The 22,354-nt window shown below is 71.8% G+C and carries 16 protein-coding genes and 2 pseudogenes; 8 read left to right on the top strand and 10 right to left on the bottom strand.

The annotated features are described in order from the left end of the window. Window positions 1–71 precede the first annotated feature (71 nt). Entirely contained in the window at window positions 72–1,922 is a 1,851-nt protein-coding gene (locus ABZ656_RS44135) for an ABC transporter ATP-binding protein (RefSeq protein ID WP_360276306.1), read from the top strand. Window positions 1,923–1,925: 3 nt separating this feature from the next. Here ABZ656_RS44135 and ABZ656_RS44130 read toward each other — a convergent pair whose 3' ends face one another. Genes ABZ656_RS44130 through ABZ656_RS44120 form a run of 3 tightly spaced genes read right to left on the bottom strand, consistent with a single transcriptional unit; the run spans window position 1,926 to window position 5,040 of the window. After that, window positions 1,926–3,113, bottom strand: a complete 1,188-nt coding sequence (locus ABZ656_RS44130) for an MFS transporter (RefSeq protein ID WP_360276303.1) — start codon at window positions 3,111–3,113, stop codon at window positions 1,926–1,928. Between the two features lie 41 nt (window positions 3,114–3,154). Continuing rightward, the gene (locus ABZ656_RS44125; protein ID WP_360276300.1) at window positions 3,155–4,918 is read right to left on the bottom strand and encodes a hypothetical protein; all 1,764 of its coding nucleotides are present in this window, start codon (window positions 4,916–4,918) and stop codon (window positions 3,155–3,157) included. After that, window positions 4,915–5,040 (bottom strand): hypothetical protein, encoded by a 126-nt coding sequence (locus ABZ656_RS44120; protein ID WP_360276297.1) that lies wholly within the window; start codon window positions 5,038–5,040, stop codon window positions 4,915–4,917. Before ABZ656_RS44120 ends, ABZ656_RS44125 begins: the two co-directional genes overlap by 4 nt. Window positions 5,041–5,348: 308 nt before the next feature. Between ABZ656_RS44120 and ABZ656_RS44115 the strand changes: the two are divergent. Further along, a pseudogene (locus ABZ656_RS44115) lies at window positions 5,349–5,489 on the top strand (polysaccharide deacetylase family protein); the annotation flags it as partial. After that, window positions 5,484–5,720 (top strand): annotated as a pseudogene (locus ABZ656_RS44110) (IS200/IS605 family accessory protein TnpB-related protein); the annotation flags it as partial. The pseudogenes ABZ656_RS44115 and ABZ656_RS44110, both read left to right, overlap by 6 nt. Before the next feature lie 91 nt (window positions 5,721–5,811). On the opposite strand, the gene ABZ656_RS44105 reads toward ABZ656_RS44110, so the two are convergent. Next, window positions 5,812–7,026 carry a cytochrome P450 gene (locus ABZ656_RS44105; protein ID WP_101401660.1) on the bottom strand — a complete coding sequence of 405 codons (1,215 nt, stop codon included), beginning with the start codon at window positions 7,024–7,026 and terminating at the stop codon, window positions 5,812–5,814. A gap of 252 nt (window positions 7,027–7,278) precedes the next feature. Between ABZ656_RS44105 and ABZ656_RS44100 the strand changes: the two genes are divergently transcribed. The 3 genes from ABZ656_RS44100 (at window position 7,279) to ABZ656_RS44090 (ending at window position 12,076) form a co-directional block, all read left to right on the top strand. Beyond that, the gene (locus ABZ656_RS44100; protein ID WP_360276294.1) at window positions 7,279–8,514 is read left to right on the top strand and encodes an ankyrin repeat domain-containing protein; all 1,236 of its coding nucleotides are present in this window, start codon (window positions 7,279–7,281) and stop codon (window positions 8,512–8,514) included. A gap of 87 nt (window positions 8,515–8,601) precedes the next feature. After that, entirely contained in the window at window positions 8,602–9,045 is a 444-nt protein-coding gene (locus ABZ656_RS44095; protein WP_360276291.1) for an SRPBCC family protein, read from the top strand. 64 nt (window positions 9,046–9,109) lie between these two features. Beyond that, window positions 9,110–12,076, top strand: a complete 2,967-nt coding sequence (locus ABZ656_RS44090; RefSeq protein WP_360276288.1) for a SpoIIE family protein phosphatase — start codon at window positions 9,110–9,112, stop codon at window positions 12,074–12,076. Between the two features lie 42 nt (window positions 12,077–12,118). Here the strand turns inward: ABZ656_RS44090 and ABZ656_RS44085 are convergent, their stop codons facing one another. The 5 genes from ABZ656_RS44085 to ABZ656_RS44065 all read right to left on the bottom strand — a co-directional run bounded on the left by ABZ656_RS44085 (window position 12,119) and on the right by ABZ656_RS44065 (window position 18,755). Further along, window positions 12,119–13,270 carry an XdhC/CoxI family protein gene (locus tag ABZ656_RS44085; RefSeq protein WP_360276285.1) on the bottom strand — a complete coding sequence of 384 codons (1,152 nt, stop codon included), beginning with the start codon at window positions 13,268–13,270 and terminating at the stop codon, window positions 12,119–12,121. 56 nt (window positions 13,271–13,326) lie between these two features. After that, window positions 13,327–14,784, bottom strand: coding sequence for an NCS2 family permease (locus ABZ656_RS44080; RefSeq protein ID WP_101401656.1), 1,458 nt, complete (start codon window positions 14,782–14,784; stop codon window positions 13,327–13,329). A 109-nt stretch (window positions 14,785–14,893) separates the two neighbouring features. Next, complete coding sequence (locus ABZ656_RS44075; RefSeq protein WP_360276281.1) at window positions 14,894–17,278, bottom strand: molybdopterin cofactor-binding domain-containing protein; 2,385 nt, start codon at window positions 17,276–17,278, stop codon at window positions 14,894–14,896. A gap of 2 nt (window positions 17,279–17,280) precedes the next feature. Beyond that, window positions 17,281–17,865: a (2Fe-2S)-binding protein gene (locus tag ABZ656_RS44070; RefSeq protein ID WP_101401654.1), complete on the bottom strand. Its 585-nt coding sequence runs from the start codon at window positions 17,863–17,865 to the stop codon at window positions 17,281–17,283. Continuing rightward, window positions 17,865–18,755 carry a xanthine dehydrogenase family protein subunit M gene (locus ABZ656_RS44065; RefSeq protein ID WP_101401653.1) on the bottom strand — a complete coding sequence of 297 codons (891 nt, stop codon included), beginning with the start codon at window positions 18,753–18,755 and terminating at the stop codon, window positions 17,865–17,867. The genes ABZ656_RS44070 and ABZ656_RS44065 overlap by 1 nt, the downstream gene beginning before the upstream one ends. 376 nt (window positions 18,756–19,131) lie before the next feature. Here ABZ656_RS44065 and ABZ656_RS44060 point away from each other — a divergent pair, with 376 nt between their 5' ends. Both ABZ656_RS44060 and ABZ656_RS44055 read left to right on the top strand, forming a co-directional pair. Then, on the top strand, window positions 19,132–20,805 hold the full coding sequence (locus ABZ656_RS44060) for a PucR family transcriptional regulator (protein ID WP_101401652.1): 1,674 nt from the start codon (window positions 19,132–19,134) through the stop codon (window positions 20,803–20,805). Between the two features lie 149 nt (window positions 20,806–20,954). After that, window positions 20,955–21,728 carry a hypothetical protein gene (locus tag ABZ656_RS44055; RefSeq protein WP_360276276.1) on the top strand — a complete coding sequence of 258 codons (774 nt, stop codon included), beginning with the start codon at window positions 20,955–20,957 and terminating at the stop codon, window positions 21,726–21,728. A 94-nt stretch (window positions 21,729–21,822) separates the two neighbouring features. Here ABZ656_RS44055 and ABZ656_RS44050 read toward each other — a convergent pair whose 3' ends face one another. Then, a complete protein-coding gene (locus ABZ656_RS44050; protein WP_360276273.1) occupies window positions 21,823–22,122 on the bottom strand; it encodes a hypothetical protein in 300 nt (99 codons plus the stop codon). Window positions 22,123–22,354: the final 232 nt, after the last annotated feature.

Below are 22,354 nucleotides of genomic sequence, written 5' to 3'. Positions count from 1 at the left end.
AGCGCCTCCGCCGCCGCCCGCCTCGAAACACTGCCGGCCGAGTCGGCCGTGCCGCGGGCACGAGGCGGCGCATGAACGACAACGGCACGACCGAGCACCGTCCGGCGCCCGACGCCCACGGTCCCGACCCTGCCCCTGCCCCTGCCCCTGCCCCTGCCCACGGCCACGGCCAGGAGAGCTCCCCGACCGGCTCCCTGGGCGCCCTCGTCGGCTACGCACGACCCCACTGGCGCGTGCTGCTGCTCTCCCTCGTGCTCACTCTGCTGGCCAGCGTGTCGGGGCTGGTGCAGCCGAAGTTCGCGCAGGCGATCCTGGACCGGCTCGACGGCGGCGGCAGCGTGGTCGAGCCGGTCGCGCTGCTCGCCGCGTTCCTGGTCGCGGGTGCCCTGCTCACCGGTCTCAACGCCTGGCTCCAGCAACGGACTTCGGAACGGGTGGTGCGGGAGGTGCGGCGCGGTCTGGTGCACCGCCTGATCCGGCTGCGGGTCGCCGAGCTGGACCGGCGGGCCCCCGGCGACCTGATCGCCCGCGTCACCTCCGACAGCACACTGCTCAAGAGCGCCGCCACCGAGGGCCTGATCATGACGGTCAACGGCGTCCTGACCTTCGCCGGGGCGCTGTTCATGATGGCGACGCTCGACGCGCGTCTGCTCGGGGTCACGCTGCTGGTGCTGACGATGGTCGGTGTCGTGATCACCGTCATCCTGCCCCGGATCAAGGCGGCCGTGGCCCGCTCCCAGGCATCCGTCGGAGCGGTCGGCGCCGTACTCGACCGCACCCTCGGCGCGGCCCGTACGGTCAAGGCCAACGGCGCCGAGGGCCGCGAGACGCGCACCGCCGAGGACGCGGTCGACGAGGCGTACGCCGCCGGGCTGGTCGGCGCCCGCTACAGCGCCCTCGTCACCATGGTCGGCGGCGCCGCCATCCAGACCGCGTTCCTGGTGGTGCTCGGCGTGGGCGGCACCTTCGTCGCCCACCACTCGATGTCGGTCTCCGAACTGATCGCCTTCCTCCTGTACGTCTTCTTCCTGGCGAGCCCGGTGTCACAGCTGGTCGGCGGCGCGGCCCAGCTCCAGCAGGGGCTGGGCGCGGTGGGCAGGATCCAGGAGGCGGCCGCGCTGCCGGTCGAGGACGACATCGACGCGACCGGGCCCGCGCACACCGCCGCCCACGCCGCACCACCGGCCGTCGAACTGACCGGCGTCGAGTTCACCTACCCCGGCCGCGCCCCGGCCCTGCGCGGCGTGAGCTTCACCGTCCCCGGCGGCACCCGGACCGCGCTGGTCGGTCTGTCGGGCGCGGGCAAGACCACCCTCTTCTCCCTCCTCCAGCGCTTCTACGAGCCGACCGCGGGCACCATCAGGATCGGCGACCAGGACATCGCGGCCCTGCCGCGCGCCGAGGTCCGGCGCCGGATCGCGTACGTCGAGCAGGACTCCCCCGTGATGGCGGGCACCCTCCGCGAGAACCTCCTCTACGCGGCGCCGTCGGCCACCCGGGAGCAACTGGCCGAGGCCCTGGCCGTCACCCGCCTCGACGGCCTCTTGGCCCGCCTTCCGCAGGGCCTGGACACGCCCGTGGGCCCACGTGGCGTCACCCTGTCCGGCGGCGAACGCCAGCGCCTCGCCATCGCCCGCGCCCTGCTGCGCCGCCCCCAGGTACTTCTCCTCGACGAGGCGACGGCCCAGCTCGACGCCCGCAACGAACAGGCCCTCGGCGAACTCGTCGCCCGCACGGCGGGGCGCTGCACGGTCCTTCTGATCGCCCACCGTCTGTCCACGGTCACCGACGCCGACCAGATCGTGGTCCTGGAACACGGCGACGTCCGCGCCGTGGGCACCCACCACTCCCTGGTCGACGACGACGACCTCTACCGCGAACTGGCCGCCACCCAACTCCTGGCCGCCGAGCCCCCGTCGTGACCGCTAACGAGGTCCGCTCACGGCTTGGCGTGCGGCGACGGCCATGACGACGACGGAGATCAGGACGATGCCGGCGCCGACGTAGAGCGGCGCCGTGTAGCCGAGGCCCGCGGTGATGGCCAGTCCCCCGAGCCAGGCACCGAGCGCGTTGCCGATGTTGGACGCGGACACATTGGCGCTGGCGGCGAGCGCCGCCCCGTGGGCGAAGTCGGTGACGCGAGTGATCAGGCCCGGCACACTGGCGAACCCGAAGAGCCCCATCAGAAACACCAGTATCACCGACGCGATGCCGCTGCCGGCGAGCAGACCAAACACGGCCAGGGTGATGGCGAGTCCGAGCAGAGCGACGACCAGGGCGCGGTCACGGTCATGGTCGGCCGCGCGCCCGCCGACCAGGTTCCCGACGACCAGGCCGACGCCGTACACCATCAGCAGCCAGGCGACATCCCCGGAGGAGAAGCCGCCGACCTCGGTGAACGTGTAGGCGATGTAGGTGAACGCACCGAACATCCCGCCGTAGCCGAGCGCGGTGGCCGTCAGGGTCAGCCAGACCTGCCAGGACCGCAGCGCACGGAACTGGGCCCGCAGGCCGCCGGCCGGTGTCGGGTCCGAGCGGTCCGTCACCGTGGGCGGCCGTGTCTCGCCCGCACCGGCGGGGACGAGGGCGACGATCCCGGCCAGCGCGAGCAGGCCGATTCCGGTGACCGCCCAGAAGGCCGCTCGCCAGCCCCAGCGCTCGCCGACGAGCGCGCCGAACGGCACGCCCAGCACGTTCGCGACCGTCAGCCCGGCGAACATGACCGCCACCGCGCGGGACTTCTTCTCCGGCGCGACCAGACTGCGGGCGACCAGCGAGCCGATACCGAAGAACGAACCGTGGCACAACGCAGCGACGATCCGCCCGAGCAGCATCACCGGATAGCTCGGCGCGAGAGCGGACAGCAGGTTGCCGATGACGAACAGCGCCACCAAGCCGACCAGGATCCCCTTGCGGGGCAGCCGCGCCGTCGCCGCGGTCAGCGCGATCGCGCCGACGGCGACACTCAGCGCGTACCCGGAGATCAGCCGGCCTGCGGCCGCCTCGGACACCGCGAAACTCGACGCCACCTGCGGCAGCAGTCCGGCGATCAGGAACTCGGTCAGGCCGATGCCGAACCCGCCGAGTGCCAGCGCGATCAGTCCACTCGGCATCCGCCGCTCCCCGACCGCGGGGCCGCGGTCCTTCTCGAGCTTCACCTCAGCGTCAACCGGTACGTCAGCGGTGAGCGCCCCGTGATCAGTACCCGTACTCCGTTCGGAGTCAGGGAGCCGTTCAGCCAGGCGTAGCGTTCGCCCGCGTCGACCACCGCCGGTTGGCGGCCGCCCTTGCCGTTGCCGGGGCCGAAGGTGATGTGGTCGGCGCCGACGGTGTAGGTGGCCTCACCGGAGACGAGTTGGAAGGTGTCCGGGGAGCCGGGGACGGGTTCGAGGCCGTCCCCGGTCAGAGTGCCGCCGCGGCGGAAGCAGAGTTCGATGGCGAGCGGGCTCGCGCAGCCCTCGCCGGAGAGGTCGAAGGAGATGTCCCACGCTCCGCCGCCGACCTCACGGACCAGGACTTCGGTGCGCAGTGTGCGGTATTCCTTCGGGCGGTGCGGGAAGTCCATCGCGGACCAGAAGCGGCTGTCGTCGGTGAGGGGGTAGGCGCCGTCGGGGCGGCGGTGCTCGGGAGGCAGCGGGTGGTGGAAGGCGCCGCGGACCTCGGCGTGCAGCCGCCAGCCGTCGTCCGTGCGCTCCAGTCCCTCCGCCCGGAAGTGGCCGAGCGCGAAGAACCGCGGGGCCAGCCGGAGCGAGTCGAGGATCGCCGCGCCCTTGCGCATCTTGAAGAAGGTCGGGTTGGTGGACAGGCCGGACGAGATGGCGCGCAGTTCCGGGAAGTCGGTTCCGCCGAAGACGCTCGCGGTGTGCGTGCCGCGGCGGACCCGGACGAGGCGGCAGCTGTCGTCGTGGTGCTCGAAGTCGTCGGGCAGGGAGGTCGATTCGGGCAGGGGGGCGGCCAGCTCCGGCCGGTCCAGGACCTGGGCGAGGCGTTCGCCGATCGGGGTCTCGCCGAAGGTCTGGTCGGTGCCGCGCTCCTGGAGCAGCGCGGCCACCGCCGCGAACCGTCCGTCGCCGTCGCGCAGCGCCATCTCCCGGTACTGGAGCCAGAACTCGGGCAGGTGCCGGATCCTCGTCTGGTCCTGGCGGCGCGAATGGACCGTCTCCACCTCGCCGTTGGGCTCGATGACGTACAGGTTGGCGGCCAGGTTGTCGCGTACGTTCGTGTAGAGGTCCGTACGTCCGTAGTGGCGGGCCAGGACGAGCAGCGCCGGATTGGTCACCGCGGCCGAGTAGTTGGGGCTGCGCTCGCTGTACTCGCCGCCGGGCAGCTGGTCGATGCCCTCGGCGAGCCAGGTCTCGATGCGCGCGGGGTAGGCGGGGTCGGGCCAGCGGGCGTGGATGCGGGCGAGGGCCGCGCAGACCAGCCAGCGGTGGTTGGCGGTGTGGACGCCGCCGGTGGCGAGGGAGGGGCCCGCCAGGCGCAGGATCCGCTCGATCGTCGCCCGCAGTCCGGTGGTCGGCTCGTGGGCGTCCTCGTCGAGCAGGTGGTGGATCAGGTTGAGGTCGACGATCGAGAAGGCGGTGTCCGCCGGATTGCCGTCGGCCCCGTGCTCCCACAGCCCGTTGTCGTACTGCTCCTCGGCGAGCGCGTCTGCGAGTTCGGCGGCGGGGCCGAGGAGCGCGGCGGAACGGTGGTACGCCGAGCCCTCGTGCACGTACACCGAGACGAGGGTGCGCAGCGAACGGGTGGCCGCGCGGGCCTCGCCGCCGTCACGGAGTTCGACGAGATCGGCGGCGTACCCGTCCAGGACGGCCTTGGCGCTGGTCTCGGCGGTCGCGGTGAGCAGTTCGACGAACGCGGTGTCGAGGGGGGCACCGGCGTCGGCGAGGGCGGCGAGGAAGGTCTTGCGGGCTGTCACTGGGGCTCCTGAGAGAGGTCGCGCTGTTCTTCCACGTCGCTGTGGTCGAGGGAGGTGTCTTTTACGTCTGTCCGGTCGCTCACGTCTGTGCGGTCCCGCACGTCGATCGCGGTGAGCGCCATTGCCGGTGACCCTCCCTTTCAGAAAGCGCTTGCACCAGGAGCGACCCTAGGTAATGCGCGGATGTCACTACAAGACCCGTACGCCGATCTGCACGAAGACCGGAGAGCGAAGAGGCCGCCGCCCGAATCCGGACGAACGGAGACCGCATGACCTCGGACACCCCCGTGCGCCGTCGCCGCCGCTCCGTGGTGAGCCTCGGCGCCCGCGCCCGGCTTTACACCGAGGCGCCGACCAACTCCCACGCCGACCGCGTCGACCTGGCGGCCTTCTGCAACGTGAACACCCACCGCATGGCCGTGCACGACGAGTGGGGTGTGCGGCCACCGCCGGCGCCGCGGCGAAGTTCGGGACCGTGGAGTGCCGCGAGGCCAAGTGCATCGCGCCGACCTTCGACGCCGGGCCGAGCGAGAACTCGGCCGAGCTCCTCGACGTCCTCAAGGACCGGCGACGGACGGCACCGCCCCACGACGACCAGAGCGATCGTCGTGGGCATCGGACCGGCCAGGCCCGACCGGGCACGCCTGGGCGTGAGGAACCCCGCCCCCACATTCCCGGACCACGCACACGATGCGTCGGGCCCGGATGTGGAGCGCACGCGGGGAACCAGTACGCCCAAAACCGTTCGGGGCGTGCGGCTGAGCAGCAGTCTTGGCAACAAGACTCACTCCCGCTCAGTCTTTGGGAACGGTACGTGTTCGTGACCGTGCCGCAGCTGCCGGCGCCGGGGAAGGCGAAGCCCGGTACCGTCTACCGACCCTGACGGCCGCGTGTCAGCTCAGCCGCACCGGCAGCACCCGGTAGCCGTGGCCGATGAAGGACTCGGCGAGGCGGGCCGGACCCTGTGTGTCGTCGAGGCCCAGGTCCGGGAAGCGGGCGAAGAGCGCGGGGAGCGCGAGGGACGCCTCCAGACGGGCCAGCGGGGCTCCTATGCAGTAGTGGACGCCGTGACCGAAGGCGAGGTGCTCCTTGTCGGCACGGCTGAGGTCGAAGCGGCCCGCGCTCTCGCCGTGCCGCAGGGGGTCGCGGCCGGCCGCCGCGTACGTCGCCAGGATCGCCTCGCCCCGCGCGATCAGCGTGCCGTCGGGGAGCTTGATGTCCTCGACGGCGTACCGCAGCGGGAGGTTGGCGATGGAGGGGGCCCAGCGGAGGGTCTCCTCGATCACCTCGCTCCAGGGGATCTCGCCGCTGCGTACGCGCAGCAACTGCTCGGGGTGGGTCAGCAGGGCGTGGACCGCGTTGCCGATCAGATTGACCGTGGTCTCGTGGCCCGCGCCGATGACGAGGAGGAGCGTGTCGATCAGTTCGCTCTCGGAGAGCTGCGAACCCTCCTCGTCGCGTGCCGCGATCAGGACGGTCGTCAGGTCGTCGCCCGGCCGCTCGCGCTTGGCGGCGACCAGTCCGGCGAGCAGTTCGTGGATCTCCCGGTAGGTGGCCATGGCCTGTTCGGGGGTGATGGTGGTGTCCATGTTGGCCTCGATGAGGCGCGCGGTGTCGGCGCGCCGGTCCTCGGGCAGGCCGAACAGCTCGCAGATCACCTGCATCGGGAGCGGGTGCGCGTAGGCGGACCGGAGGTCGACCCGCCCGTCGGGGGCCTCGGCCATCCGGTCGAGCAGCGTGGCGGCGAGTTCCTCGATACGGGGCTTGAGCGCGTCCGTACGGCGTTTGGTGAACGCGGGCGAGACGAGTTTGCGCAGCCTGCGGTGGTCGGCGCCGTACGCGGTGAACATGTTGGTCACGCCGACCCAGAGGGTGATCCAGCTCTCGCGGTACTCGCCGCTGATCCAGGCGGGCCAGTGCTGGTTGGGGTCCTTGGAGACGCGGTCGTCGGCCAGGAGCCGCTTGAGGATCTCGTACTGGGTGGGCGCCCAGGCCCTTATCCCGCCCGGCAGTTCGATGAGGGCCGCGGCGCCGCGCTCGCGCAGCAGATCCGCCTCGCCGTGGAGGTCGGCGCCCGCGGGGTCGATGACGTGGGGCTGGTCCGGCACGTGGACTCCTGTTCTCTGGACCTTCTCCGAACCTTCTCTGGACCGGTTGGTCACGGGGGTGGAGTGCAAGCGGGGAGTACTCCCCGGATAGCCTGGTGGGTGGCAGACGATGTGTCAACAGCGCGAGGGCTGGCGGGAGTTGCGTGCGGCCGGGGCGAAATCGACGGGCGGGTAGCTGGGCGGCGCGGTTAGCATCGCGTGCCGTCGGCCTCGTGCCGTGGGGCGGTGCTTTGACGAGGGAAGCGGGGGCGTATGGGCGGGGAGTCGCTGACGGCGGCGGTGCGGAGTGGGGACGTGAAGGCGGTGACGGCGCTGTTGGATGCCGGCGGCGACCCCGACGCCGTCGACGACCGGGGCACGCCCGCGCTCTGCCTGGCGGTGGACGGCTTCGACCTGGCCACTGTCGAGGTCCTGATGCGCTCCGCCCGGCTGGACCGGGTCGTGGACGGCCAGACCCCGCTGCTGCGGGCGGTCGACCGTGGCGCCTCCGACATCGTGACCGCGCTCATCAACCACGGGGCGCAGCTGTGGCACAAGGACCGTGAAGGACGTGACGCCCTGGCGCTGGCCCGCTCCTGGCACGAGACGGGTGCCGTGGCCGAGCTGCGCCGCAGGAGCGGTTCGGCGGGAACGGTGCGGCGCGAGACGGTTCGTGACGAGAACGGGGTGAGCGTCGAGGAGCTGACGCTGGCCGGTCTGACGGTCCGTACCGGGCACAGCGCGATCCTGACGGCGCTGGAGCCCCGGTACGGGATCAGGACCTCGTTCACCGAGCTGCTGTCGAGGGCGCTGGCCGAACCGGACGTCGACCACGAGATCTGGTGGGTGACGACGAATGTCCTCCAGGAGCGCCGCGATCGCGCCACGTGGGACATGGCCGCCGCCCTGCGGGACCGGCCGGACCCGCGGGAGCGGTACTTCGGTGCGGAAGTGCTCCGGCTGTTCAACCTCTTCGACTACAGCGACGAGGCACCGTTCGACGCCCCGCTGGTCGATCTCTTCCTGCCGTGGGCCGCGCGCGAACCGGATCCGCGCGTGCTGCGGCCCCTGACCGCGGGACTGTCCGGCGCCCTGGATCCCCGTGCCGAGCGACCCCTGCACGACCTCGCCCGGCATGCCGACAGCGGGGTTCGGGAGTGGGCGGTCTTCGGTCTGCAGTACGGAGTCGACGCCGGGCGTCGTGACGCCCTCGCCACGGTCCTCGCGTGCACCCGGGACGAGGTGGCCGAGGTCCGCCGGGGGGCCTGCGCCGCGCTGGCCTCCGCGCCCGCGGATGCCGAGGTCTCGGCCGCGCTCGCGGCGTGCCTCACCGTCGAGACGGAGGACGTACGGGTCACCGCGGCCGTGCAGTTGGCCCTGCGCGACGATCCGCGCGGGGACGAGATCCTGGCCGCTCTCGACGCCGGTGACGACGAGGGGCCGTACTTCTGGCAGCTCTACGACGTGGGGCGGCACCGCCGGAAGACGGACGCGACCGCGCCACGCTGACCCGCGGGGTCGTGGGTGGGTCAGGGCCGTGCCCCGTCGGGTGGATCGGCGAGATTCATGTGCTGTCCGGCCGCCTACGATCGGGCCGTGGTCCTCTTCCAGCTGGAACGCGTGTCCCCTTCTTCCGTCGAAGAGAGCTGGCATCGGCTCACCGACTGGCCCCGGCATGCCGCCGTCGTCCCGCTGACCCGGGTCACCGTGCGCACCCCGCCGCCGACCGGCGAGGGCACGGTGTTCGTCGCGCGGTCGGGGGTGGGTCCGTTGATCTTCGACGATCCGATGGAGGTCGCCATCTGGCGGCCACCCCAGGATGGGGGCGCGGGAAGGTGCCGGCTGGTCAAGCGCGGCACGTTCGTCACGGGGTGGGCCGAGATCGAGGTCCGTCCGGTGGCGGGCGGGGGCTCGCGGGTGCTCTGGCGGGAGGACCTGAACGTACGGTGGCTGCCGCGGTTCTTCGACCGGCCCCTGGGGTGGGCGGGACGGTGGATGTTCGGGCGAGCGGTGGGAGGGCTGCTGCGGCCGGAATCCTGACGCTCCGTGCGCGCAGCGGGTCGCGCACCCATGTGTGAAACGGGAGAATTGTAGTCTTTACATCATGAATACACGGCTGGCCCTGCTCAGCGCGGTGGACCCTGGTGTCACGGAGAGTGAGATCTTCCGGCTGGCGCTCCAGCACGCGATGGGGGAGCTGGGTGCCGTGGGGGGAATGATCCATCTGCGGGGCCCGATGTCCGCGCTGCGTCTGGTGTCGGCGAGCGGTCTTCCCGCGGTCCTCACCCGGCCCTGGGAGATCATCGACCAGGAAGGCCCGCTGGCCCCGGCCCGGGCCCTGTACCAGGGCCGGGGCGTGTGGATTGCGCCGGGATCCGGCGAACAGCCCGGCTCCGCCGGATCCGGTGCGGTCTCATGGCCCGGGACCGGGCTGGCGGCCGTGCCGGTGTTCAGCGGCGACCGCGGCATCGGCGCGCTCACCGTGGTGACGGGCGGGCAGGGGGAGCCGACCGTCGAGCAGTGGGGTTTCCTGCAGGCCGTGATCGCCTGGACCGAGGAGCGCATGCGGCAGGCGCCGCCGCCCGCTCGGCCGCCCCGGGAGGAACTGAGCGGTGACCGGCTGCGGCAGGCTCTGCAGGAGGTCCGGGTCGGCTCGTGGGACTGGAACGTCGAGACCGGCGAGCTGGTCTGGGACGAGGCCGCCCTTGAGCTCTACGGCACCAGGCCGGCCGAGTTCACCGGCAGGATCGAGAACTGGATGAGGATCGTCCACCCCGACGACCTGGCGCCGACCCTGGGGGCGGCGGAGAAAGCGCTCCGGGACCGTACGGTGTTCGAGGCCGAGTACCGGGTGCGTCGCCTGGACGGCACCTACGGATGGACCCAGGCCCGCGGCCGGGCGACCTACGACGCTCAGGGCGAACCCGTACGGATGATCGGCGTGGGCTGGGAGAGCAACGAGTCCCGCTCCGCCCGCGACGCGCTCAGCCGGGCTCTTCGCCACATGAGTGACGGCTTCCTCGCCGTGGACGACCGCTGGCGGATCACCTTCCTGAACCTGGCGGCCGAGCGCATGCTGGGCTTCTCCGAGGAGGAGCTGTTCGGCCGTGTCCTGTGGGAGCTTCCCTCCGTCCGGCAGGTCCCCGATCTGGAGAAGCGCTGCCGGGAGGCCGCCGCCGCGCAGCAGCCCGCCGGCTTCGACATGGACACTCCGGACACCGGGCGCCGCCTCCACCTGCGGCTGGTCCCGGGACCCGACGGCCTCACCCTCTACTTCACCGACGTCACCGAGATCCGGCGGCACGAGGACGAACGGACCGCCGCCGAGCGGGTCGCCGCCGAGCGCGCCGCCCGGATCGCCGAGCTGACCGCGTCCCTCGCCAAGGCGACGACCTCACGGGACGTGGTGGACGCCGTCGCGCAGCGCGTGCTGCCGCCGTTCGGCGCCACCGGCCTCGTGGTGCAGGCCATCGAGGGCGACCGGGCGTACAACGTCGGGGCGGTCGGCTATCCGCCCGCCTTCCTCGACACGATCGACGGCCGTGCGCGGGTGGCCCGCGACCCGGTCTGGGACCCGATCAGCTCCGGCACGCCGCTGTTCCTCTCCTCACGCGCGGAGTACGCGGCCCGCTACCCCGAACTCGCCGCCCGGCCGCCCCAGGCGGGCAAGCAGGCCTGGGCGTTCATGCCGCTGACCGTGTCCGGGCACACGTTCGGGGTGTGCGTGGTCTCCTTCGACCGGCCGCGCCGTCTCAGCGACGAGGAGCGCACCCTGCTGACCACGACCAGCGCGCTGGTCGCGCAGGCCCTGGAGCGGGCCCGGCTCTACGACGCCGAACACACCCGTTCCCAGGAACTCCAGCGCAGCCTGCTCCCCAGCCGCCTGCCCGAACTGCCCGCGTGCACCGCCGCCGCACGCTACCTCCCCGCCGGACAGGGCATGGACGTCGGCGGCGACTGGTACGACATCATTCCTCTCTCCGGCGGTCAGGTCGCCCTGGTCGTCGGTGACGTGATGGGCCACGGGCTGCCCGAGGCGGCCACCATGGGGCGGCTGCGCACAGCGGTGCACACCCTGGCCGACCTTGAACTTCCCCCCGACGAGATCATGAGCCACCTCAACGACATCGTCGGCGGCATGGCCGAGGAGTCCTACGCCACCTGCCTGTACGCGCTCTACGACTCCACCACCCAGATCTGCTCCGTCGCCCGCGCCGGGCACCCCCCGCCCGCCGTGGTCCACCCCGACGGCAGTGTGTACATCCCCGAACTCGCCCCCGATCCGCCGCTCGGCGCGGCGGAGCCGCCCTTCGAGACCTTCGAGATGACGGTGCCGGACGGGAGCCTGCTCGTCCTCTACACCGACGGCCTGGTCGAGTCGGCCACCCGCGAGATCGACGACGGCATGGCCGAACTCGCCCGGCTGCTGCGGGCCGCACACGAGGGTCCCGGCGACATGGCAGCCGATCTGGAGCGCCTCTGCGACACCGTCACCGCAGGACTGCTCCCCGCCGAGCACTCCACCGCCGACGACGCGGCCCTGCTCATCGCCCGCCTCCACGCGCTGACCGACGACAACATGGCTTCCTGGCCGCTCCCCGAGGACCCGCGAGCGGCCGGGCAGGCCCGCCGCCACATCCGCGAGCAGCTCCACACCTGGGGCCTGGACGACCTGACGCCGACCACGGAACTCCTCGCCAGCGAGCTGGTCGGCAACGTCGTGCGCCACGCGAAGGGACCCGTGCGGCTGCGCCTGCTGCACGGCTCCGAGCTGGTCTGCGAGGTCTTCGACGGGAGTCTGACCGTGCCGCGCATCCGCCGGGCGTCGGAGACCGACGAAGGCGGACGCGGACTGCAACTGGTCACCGCGCTCTCCCGGCGCTGGGGCACCCGCTACACGGCGACCGGAAAGTGCATCTGGACCGAGCAGCCGCTGTTCGGCGCGGAGGGCCCGACAGGCCTGCCCGCCGACGTCCTGGACCTTCCGCGCCTGGACACCGAGGAGTTCGCCCGAGACCTGGACGAGCTCACCTCCGGGGACCAGGAACTGCCGGGCCCGGCCCCCCAGTAGCCGACCGGTGGCCGCATCACCCCCGCGCTCCCCCGACCCCGCTCAGGCCACCGACCCGATCCGCCGAGCCGGAACCGACGTCGCGTCGTGGTGGATCGGCGTGTGTGCCCCGGTGAGCGCCACCCCGCTCCCCCCGCGCCGGTTGGCCACGATCTCCGAGGCGATGGACAGGGCCGTCTCCTCGGGGGTGCGGGCGCCCAGGTCGAGGCCGATGGGCGACCTGAGGCGCGCCAACTCCAGTTCGGTGACGCCGACTTCACGCAGGCGTTCGTTGCGGTCCAGGTGCGTGCGGCGGGAGCCCATCGCGCCGACGTACGCGACCGGAAGCCGCAGCGCGAGCCGCAGCAGCGGTACGTCGAACTTGGCGTCGTGGGTGAGGACGCACAGGACGGTCCGGGCGTCCACCTCCGTGCGCTCCAGGTACTTGTGGGGCCACTCGACGACGATCTCGTCGGCGTCGGGGAAGCGGGCGGCGGTCGCGAAGACCGGGCGTGCGTCGCACACCGTGACGCGGTACCCCAGGAACTTGCCCATACGGACCAGCGCCGAGGCGAAGTCGATCGCTCCGAACACGATCATGCGCGGGGGCGGCACGGACGACTCGACCAGAACCATGAGCGGCGCTCCGCAACGAGAGCCCTGCTCTCCGATCTCCAGGGTGCCGGTACGGCCCGCGTCCAGGAAGGCGCCCGCCTCGCCGACCACCGTGCGGTCCAGCTCGGGATGGGCGCCGAAGCCACCCTCGTACGAGCCGTCGGGGCGGACGAGCAGCGCGCGGCCCCGCAGTTCGGCGGGGCCGCTGACGATCCGCGCGACCGCCGCCGCCTCCCCCGTCGCGGCGGCGGCCAGCGCGCTGCTGAGCACCGGCCGGGCAAAGTCGCCCGCCCGGACCGCAGTGACGAGGATGTCGATGATGCCGCCGCAGGTCAGACCGACGGCGAAGGCGTCCTCGTCGCTGTATCCAAAGCGCTCCAGGACGCTCTCGCCGTCCTGGAGCGCCTGCCGGCACAGTTCGTAGACCGCGCCCTCCACGCACCCGCCGGAGACCGAGCCGATCGCCGTGCCGTCGGAGTCGACGGCGAGGGCGGCGCCGGGCCGACGGGGCGCGCTGCCGCTGACGGCCACCACGGTGGCCACGGCGAAGTCGCGTCCCTGCTCGACCCACCGGTGCAGCTCTTCGGCGATGTCCAGCATGTCTCGGTCTCCTTAACAGGGGGGTGCGCGGAGGGTCGTCGACCGGAAGGGGCGTGTCAGTGCACGCCCATCCAGCTCTCGATCGGATTCAGGGCGAAGAAGACGAGGAAGATCGCCGTCAGGCCCCACATGAACGCCCCGATCTCCCGGGCCTTGCCCTGGGCGATCTTGATGGCGACGTACGACAGCACTCCGGCCGCGACGCCCGCGGTGATGGAGTACGTGAACGGCATCACGACGACGGTCAGGAAGACCGGGATCGCGGTGGCGCGGTCGGCCCAGTCCACGTGGCGGGCGTTCATCATCATCATGGCGCCGATGACCACCAGTGCCGCCGCCGCGACCTCGCCGGGGACGATCGCCGTCAGCGGGGTGAAGAAGAGGCAGGCCGCGAAGAACAGGCCGGTGACGACGGACGAGAGGCCCGTACGGGCGCCCTCGCCGACCCCGGTCGCCGATTCGACGAAGACCGTCTGGCCCGACGCGCCCGCGACCCCGCCGACCGCTCCGCCCGCGCCGTCGATGAACAGCGCCTTGGACAGGCCCGGCATCCGGCCCTGCGCGTCGGCGAGCTTGGCCTCCGTGCCGACGCCGATGATCGTGGCCATCGCGTCGAAGAACCCGGCGAGGACCAGCGTGAAGACGATCATGCCGACCGTCATCACTCCGACGTCGCCCCAGCCGCCGAACTCGACCTTGCCGAAGAGCGAGAAGTCCGGCATCGAGACGGCGCTGCCGTGCAGTTCGGGGGCGCCGCTCGCCCACTGCCTGGGGGCGATGACGCCGAGGGCGTTGAGGATCACGGCAAGTACGGTGCCGCCGACGATGCCGATCAGGATCGCGCCGGGGATGCCGCGCGCCTGGAGCATGAAGATGGCGAGCAGCGTGGCGGCGAAGAGCAGGACCGGCCAGCCGGCGAGTTCACCGGCCGGGCCGAGGGTGACCGGGGTGGACTTCCCCTGGTGCACGAATCCGGCCTTGTAGAAGCCGATCAGCGCGACGAACAGGCCGATGCCCATCGTGATGGCGTGCTTCAGCGCCAGCGGGATCGCGTTCATGATCATCTCGCGCAGGCCGGTGACGACCAGGAGCATGATGACCACTCCGTAGATCACACACATGCCCATGGCCTGTGGCCAGGTCATCTGCGGGGCGACCTGCGAGGAGAGCACTCCGGAGACGGAGAGTCCGGCGGCGAGGGCCAGGGGCACCTTGCCGAAGAAGCCCATCAGGAGCGTGCTGAAGGCCGCCGCGAACGCCGTCGCGGTGATCAGCGCGTTCTGGCCGAGCGTGTGCCCCGCCGCGTCCTTGCCGGACAGGATCAGAGGGTTGAGCAGGAGGATGTACGCCATCGCCATGAAGGTGGTGACGCCGCCGCGCACCTCACGCGCGACCGTGGATCCCCGCTGGGATATGTGGAAGTAACGGTCGAGCCAGGACCGCCCGGCCGGGACGCGGGTTCCCGCACCCGCGTCGTCGGCGACGGTCCTGGGCTCCACTGACTGCTGGGTCATGGTGCCATCTCCCAAGGTTCACAGGGGCACCCGCGTCAGCAACCACGGTGGCTGCTGCGGGATTTGGGATGGTGCACGACCCGGGGGACGGCCCGAGACGAACAGAGGGTTACTTGCCGGTCAGGTGCTCGGGGCGTACCGGCGTCCTGTTGAGCTCCAGACCCGTCGCGTTCCGGATCGCCGCGAGGACGGCCGGGGTGGACGACAGGGTCGGGGCCTCGCCGATGCCACGGAGCCCGTACGGGGCGTGGTCGTCGGCGAGTTCGAGCACGTCGACCGGGATGGTCGGCGTGTCGAGAATCGTGGGGATCAGATAGTCCGTGAAGGAGGGGTTGCGCACCTTCGCGGTCTTGGGGTCGACGATGATCTCCTCCATGACCGCGATGCCCAGGCCCTGGGTGGTGCCACCCTGGATCTGGCCGACGACGGACAGCGGGTTGAGCGCCTTGCCGACGTCCTGGGCGCAGGCCAGCTCGATGACCTTGACCAGCCCGAGTTCGGTGTCGACCTCGACGACCGCGCGGTGCGCGGCGAACGTGTACTGGACATGGCCGAAGCCCTGTCCGGTACGGAGGTCGAAGGCCTCGGTCGGGCGGTGCCGCCACTCGGCCTCGATCTCGACGGCCTCGTCGCCGAGCACGTCCACCAGGTCGGAGAGCACCTCACCGCCGTCGGTGACGACCTTGCCGCCCTCGAGGAGCAGCTCCGCCGTCGCCCAAGCGGGGTGGTACGTAGCGAACTTGCGGCGGCCCAGCTCCAGGACCTTCTCGCGGACGAGTTCGCAGGAGTTCTTGACGGCGCCGCCGGTGACGTACGTCTGCCGCGACGCGGACGTCGAACCGGCGCTGCCCACCTGGGTGTCGGCCGGGTGGATGGTCACCTGGGTGACGCCCAGCTCGGTGCGGGCGATCTGCGCGTGGACGGTGACGCCGCCCTGGCCGACCTCCGCCATCGCGGTGTGCACGGTCGCGACCGGCTCGCCGCCGACGACCTCCATGCGGACCTTGGCCGTCGAGTAGTCGTCGAAGCCCTCGGAGAAGCCGACGTTCTTGATGCCGACCGCGTAGCCGACACCGCGGACGACGCCCTCGCCGTGCGTGGTGTTGGAGAGGCCGCCCGGCAGCTGCCGTACGTCGGCCGCCTCGCCGGCCGCGAGCCACTGCTGCTCGGGCGGCAGCGGCATCGCCTTGACCCGGCGCAGGAGTTCGGCGACCGGGGCCGGCGAGTCGACGACCTGCCCGGTCGGCATGACGGTCCCCTGCTCCATCGCGTTGAGCTGGCGGAAGGCCACCCGGTCCATGCCCACCTCGTCGGCGAGCTTGTCCATCTGGGCCTCGTAGGCGAAGCAGGCCTGGACCGCGCCGAAGCCGCGCATGGCGCCGCAGGGCGGGTTGTTGGTGTAGAGGGCGATGGCCTCGATGTCGACGTCGTCGACGACGTACGGGCCCGCGCCCAGCGAGGAGGCGTTGCCCACGACCGCCGGGGATGCGGAGGCGTAGGCGCCGCCGTCCAGGACGATCCGGGCCTTCAGGTGGGTGAGCTTGCCGTCCTTGGTCGCCCCGTGCTCGTAGTAGAGCTTCGCGGGGTGGCGGTGGACGTGCCCGAAGAAGGACTCGAATCGGTTGTAGACGATCTTGACGGGCTTGCCGGTGCGCAGGGCGAGCAGGCAGGCGTGGATCTGCATCGACAGGTCCTCGCGCCCGCCGAACGCGCCGCCTACGCCCGAGAGCGTCATCCGGACCTTGTCCTCGGGCAGGCCCAGGACGGGCGCGATCTGGCGCAGGTCGGAGTGCAGCCACTGGGTGGCGATGTAGAGGTCGACCCCACCGTCCTCGGCCGGGACCGCGAGACCCGACTCCGGGCCCAGGAAGGCCTGGTCCTGCATGCCGAAGGTGTACTCGCCCTTGACGACGAAGTCGGCCTTCTTCGCGGCCTCTTCGACGTTGCCGCGGACGATCGGCTGGCGGTGCACGATGTTCGGGTGCGGGACATGGCCGATGTGGTGGTCGTCGCGGCCCTCGTGGATCAGGATCGCGTCCGGCGCGGTCGCGGACGCCTCGTCCGTGATGACCGGCAGCTCGAGGTACTCCACCTTGATCTTGGCGGCGGCGCGGCGCGCGGTCTCCGGGTGGTCGGCGGCGACGATCGCCACCGGCTCACCGTGGTGGCGGACCTTGCCGTGCGCGAGGACCGGCGTGTCCTGGATCTCCAGGCCGTAGTTCTTCACCTCGGTCGGCAGGTCGTCGTACGTCATGACGGCGTAGACGCCGGGCGTCGCGAGGGCCTCGCCGGTGTCGATGGAGACGATCTCGGCGTGGGCGACCGTGGAGCGCAGGATCTGACCCCAGAGCATGTCCTCGTGCCACATGTCGGACGAGTACGCGAACTCGCCGGTGACCTTGAGGATGCCGTCCGGGCGCAGCGTCGACTCGCCGATGCCGCCCCTGGTCTTGGAGCCCTGCGTGAGGTTGGTGGGTGTACCCGTGGTTCCCATGGTCAGACCGCCTCGGACTGCCGGGCGGCCGCGAGGCGGACCGCGTCCATGATCTTCTCGTAGCCGGTGCACCGGCACAGGTTGCCGGAGAGCGCCTCGCGGATGTCCGCGTCGGTCGGCGTGGGGTTGCGCTCCAGCATCTCGTCGGCGGCGACCAGCAGACCCGGGGTGCAGAAGCCGCACTGGACGGCGCCGGCGTCGATGAACGCCTGCTGGATCGGGGAGAGTTCTCCGCCCTCGCCGGTGTGGGAGTCCTGGGGCTTCGACTCCCAGCGCCTGGCCTCGTCCAGCGAGGTGCCGCAGGAGCCGGTGGCGCAACCGCCGTGCTCCGAGCGCTGCTTGGCGAACTCCGCGAGGCCCTCGACGGTGACGACCTCACGGCCCTCGACCTGGCCGGCCGCGACCAGACACGAACACACCGGCACGCCGTCCAGACGGACCGTGCAGGAACCGCACTCGCCCTGCTCACAGGCGTTCTTGGAGCCGGGCAGGCCCAGGCGCTCGCGCAGCACGTACAGCAGGGACTCGCCCTCCCACACGTCGTCGGCTTCCTGGGGACGGCCGTTGACCGTGAAATTGACGCGCATCACGCGACTCCCTCCGTGTGGGCGGCGGTGCCGCGGTACGTCTCCCAGGTCCAGGTCAGGGTGCGGCGGGCCATGATGCCGACCGCGTGGCGGCGGTAGCTCGCGGTGCCCCGGACGTCGTCGATCGGGTTGCAGGCCGCGGAGCAGAGGTCCGCGAACTGCTTGGCGACCGACGGGGTGATGATCTTGCCGTTGTCCCAGAAGCCGCCCTCGTCGAGCGCCGCGTTCAGGAACTCCTCGGCGGCCTTGGCGCGGACCGGCGTGGGCGCGGCCGAGCCGATGCCGGTGCGGACCGTACGCGTCTCGGGGTGCAGGGCCAGGCCGAAGGCGCAGACCGCGATCACCATGGCATTGCGGGTACCGACCTTGGAGTACTGCTGGGGGCCGTCGGCCTTCTTGATGTGGACGGCGCGGATCAGTTCGTCGGGCGCGAGCGCGTTGCGCTTCACGCCGGTGTAGAACGCGTCGATCGGGATCAGACGCGATCCCCGTACGGACTCGGCCTCGACCTCGGCGCCCGCCGCGAGGAGGGCGGGGTGGGCGTCGCCGGCCGGGGAGGCGGTGCCGAGGTTGCCACCGACGCCGCCGCGGTTGCGGATCTGGGGAGAGGCCACGGTGTGGGAGGCCAGGGCCAGGCCGGGAAGCTCGCCGCGCAGGTTCTCCATGATCCGGGTGTACGGGACGGAGGCGCCCAGGCGCACGCTCTCCTCGCCGACCTCCCACTCGCTCAGCTCGCCGACGCGGTTCAGGTCGAGGAGGTACTCGGGCCGGCGGTGATCGAAGTTGATCTCGACCATCACATCGGTGCCACCCGCAATCGGCACAGCGGTGGGGTGCTCGGCCTTCGCGGCGAGCGCCTCCTCCCAGCTGGCGGGGCGAAGGAAGTCCATGAGTGGCTCTCTTCTTCGTATCGTGGGTCGTTCTGATCAAGCCAGATCGTGTGCGGCGGCCCGGGCTCGTTCATGAGTTGTTCACGTGGAGTGAGGTCAGTACACCGCGCTGTCCTCCACCGGGGTCAGTCACCGAAACCATGAAGGAGTTGGCTGGCCAGGGCGCTCATCTTGTAGATTCGTATGAACGGAGGTCATCAGTAACCTCCTCGTTTTCCTCTGGAAACTTCCGATACAGCCCTCTGGAAACGACAGGAAACATCCAGCACACGCTGGGACCAGGGAGTACGGCTCGCGGCCCGCTCGCCGGCCGCCCACTTTCAGATCCGACTTCAGATCCATCGTAGATTTCGAGACAAGAACGGCGGCGACGAGAATGCGGCTGCGCGCACTGCTGGACACCGACGCGCTGGGCCTGCGGCTGCTCGGCGGCGAGGACGAGCTGGACCGCACCGTACGCGGTGTGATGACCACGGACCTCAAGGACCCCAGCCGCTACCTCTCCGGCGGCGAACTGGTCCTCACCGGCCTCGCCTGGCGGCACGGCGCCGCGGACTCCGAGCCCTTCGTACGGATCCTGGCGGCCGCCGGGGTCGCGGCCCTCGCCGCCGGTGAGGCGGAGCTCGGTGACGTCCCCGAGGACCTCATCCTGGCCTGCGTCCGGCACCGGCTGCCGCTGTTCGCCGTGCACGAGTCGGTGGCGTTCGCGACGATCACCGAACATGTCGTACGACAGGTATCGGGCGAGCGCGCCGGAGACCTCGCGGCAGTGGTGGACCGGCACCGGCGCATGATGACGTCAGGCCCGGCGGGCGGCGGCCCCGACGTGGTCCTGGACCTGCTCGGCACCGACCTCGACCTGCGGGCCTGGGTGCTCTCCCCCACCGGACGCCCCATCGCCGGTTCGAAGCTCGCCGGGGCCGCGCTGCCCGCCGACGTGTCCGCGAAGCTGGCCGCGGAGCACCTCGCGGCGGCGCGCACCGGGCGGCGCGGGCCGCACCGGGTGATCGTGGGCACGACGACCTACTCCCTGTTCCCGATCCGCTCCTCCGGGCGCTCCGCGGCCGCCTCCCGCGATGTGCGCGAGACGGTGCTCTCCGACTGGCTGCTCGCGGTCGAGGCGGACGCCGGGGACTGGCCCGCGGAGCGGCTCGACCTGCTTCAGGGCGTCACCCAGCTGATCGCGGTCGAGCGGGACCGGCGGGACGCGGCGCGCACGGTACGGCGCCGGCTCGCGCAGGAGGTCCTCGAACTGGTGCAGACGGGGGCCGCCCCCGCGGAGATCGCGGCCCGGCTGCGCGTCGCCGCGCCGGTGCTGCTGCCGGGGCTCGGCGCCGCGCCGCACTGGCAGGTGGTCGTGGCCCGCGTCGAGTGGGACGGCGGCGACGTCGAGGGCGGCCCGGTCGCCCAGTCGCTCCTGGAGGAGATCCTCGTCGACCCGCTGACCAGCGGCCCCGAGCACTCCGACCGGATCGCCGTCGCCCATACGGGTGAGGAGGCGATCGCGCTCGTACCTCTTCCGGCGGTCTCCTCGGAGCACGACGGCTCCGAGTCGGGCGTCCTCGCGGACACCCTCCTGGAGGCCGTACGCGACCCGTTGTCGCCCGGGCTGAACGACGACGGGCGGCTCACGCTCGGCGTCAGCGCCGCCGTGCACTCGGCCGAGGGGCTGCGCGGCGCCCTGGAGGAGGCCCGGCACGCGCGCCGGGTCGCCGCCGCCCGCCCCGGCCGGGTCTGTGCGGCCGGACACCAGGAACTGGCCTCGCACGTCCTCCTGCTGCCCTTCGTGCCGGACGACGTACGCCGCGCCTTCACCGCGCGGCTCCTGGACCCCCTCCGGGACTACGACCGCCGCCACCGCGCCGAACTCATCCCCACCCTGGAGGCGTTCCTCGACTGCGACGGCTCCTGGACGCGCTGCGCCACGCGGCTCCACCTGCACGTCAACACACTGCGCTACCGGGTGGGCCGCATCGAACAGTTGACGGGCCGGGACCTCTCCCGCCTCGAGGACAAGCTCGACTTCTTCCTGGCGTTGCGCATGAGCTGAGGTCACGGGTGCGTGCGGCGCGCGTCAGCAAGTGCCGCACCAGTCCCACGACTTTGTGAAATCCTTCACCCACCCCCTTGGCCGGGTACCGCGATCCGTGCTGAGATGCCACCACTCAACAGCTCAATGGCGTGCTCGGGGAGGGCAACGTGGCGCATACCGCCATGTCTGGTTCCGGAACGAACGCAGGGGACGATCCACTCCAGACCGCGGTATGGCGGCTGCGCTCACGCGCCTGCTGGGTCGACGCGGCCGCACTGCTCCAGCCCGGGACGGCGGGGCCTGCGCTGCAGAGAGCCTCGCTCCTCGTCGAGCGGTGCCTGTACACCGAGCAGGGCTGGGCCGAGGCGGAGGACGCGCTGCGGACGGCGGAAGCGGTGGCCCAGAGCGACGACGAGCGCGGGGCGGCGGCCTGCGAGCGCGGTCAGCTCGCTTACGCAGCCACGCTGCTCGGGGTACGCGACCGGGCGGACGAGGCGCGGGCCGCGCTCGGACGGGCCGCCGCGCTGATCGCCCCGGGGGCGCCGGGGCGGGCGCTGCTCGACTTCCGGCGCGGGCTGCTCGCCGAGAACCTCGCGCAGTCGCCGCAGGCCGCGCGGGCCGCGTACCGGCGTGCCCATGCGGGCGCTGTCGCCCAGGGCGACCCGCTTCTGCTCTCCTTCACCTGGCGGCACCTTGCCGGACTCGCCCTGCGGGAGGGCGAGTTGGCCGAGGCGCGGCGCGGGTTCGCCGAATCCCTGCGGATTCGGGAGGAGTTGGGGTACTTGGTGGGCACCGCCCCGGCATTGGCCTCGCTCGCGGACGCCGAGGTCGAACCGGAGGCGTCCCGGCTGCGGGCGGAGGCGGGGCGGTTGTTCCGGTTGCTCGGGGGTGTGCCCACCTGGCTGGCCCGGCAGTTGACTCCGCCTGCGGCGACGGCTTGAGGTTACGGGGAGGCTGCGGATTCGTCGTGGCTGATCGCGCAGTCCCCCGCGACCCTGTGGGGGCGCTGCAGTCCCCCGCGTTCACCGGACCGGGTCAGTCGCTCTGGACGTGTGCCAAGAGGTTGCGGGCGAAGTTCCCCACCGTGGTGCAGAGTTCGGGGTCGTGGGCGACGTAGACCACGACCCCGACGATGATGATCAGGACCAGGAGGCCGCGCAGGCCGCCGCCCCGGGCGCCGGTGTGCGGCAGGGGACGGTGCGTGTGGGGTGCGCCGGTGTGGCGGGCGTGGGCCCGCGCCATGTCGTGTGCCGCGCGGTGGTGGCGTACGTGGTTCTGGTGGATCTGCTGGGCCTGCTGAGCTTGTTGCATCGCCTGCCAGGACGGGTCGGGCATCTTCTCTTCTCCCCCGGTGTGCTGCTGGTACCGGGGGGCACGCGTGCGGGGCCGTCAGGGTTCCCGTCGGCGCGTCCTGTTGCCCGGCACGTACGGAGCCGTGACGTCCGTCGGGGGAAGGCGACGTACCGGACAGGCCTAGTGCCGCGGCAGGCAACGTTTGCCCGTCAAGGAGCGGCGTCCGGTGCGTGCTCTCGGCGTGCCGGCCGGAAGTCCTCGTACTGGACGTACT

It is taken from the genome of Streptomyces sp. NPDC007095 (assembly GCF_040634475.1).
Taxonomy (GTDB): Bacteria; Actinomycetota; Actinomycetes; order Streptomycetales; family Streptomycetaceae; genus Streptomyces.
The sequence above is the reverse complement of the archived record's forward strand: the minus strand, read 5'-3'. Positions and strand labels throughout refer to the sequence as shown.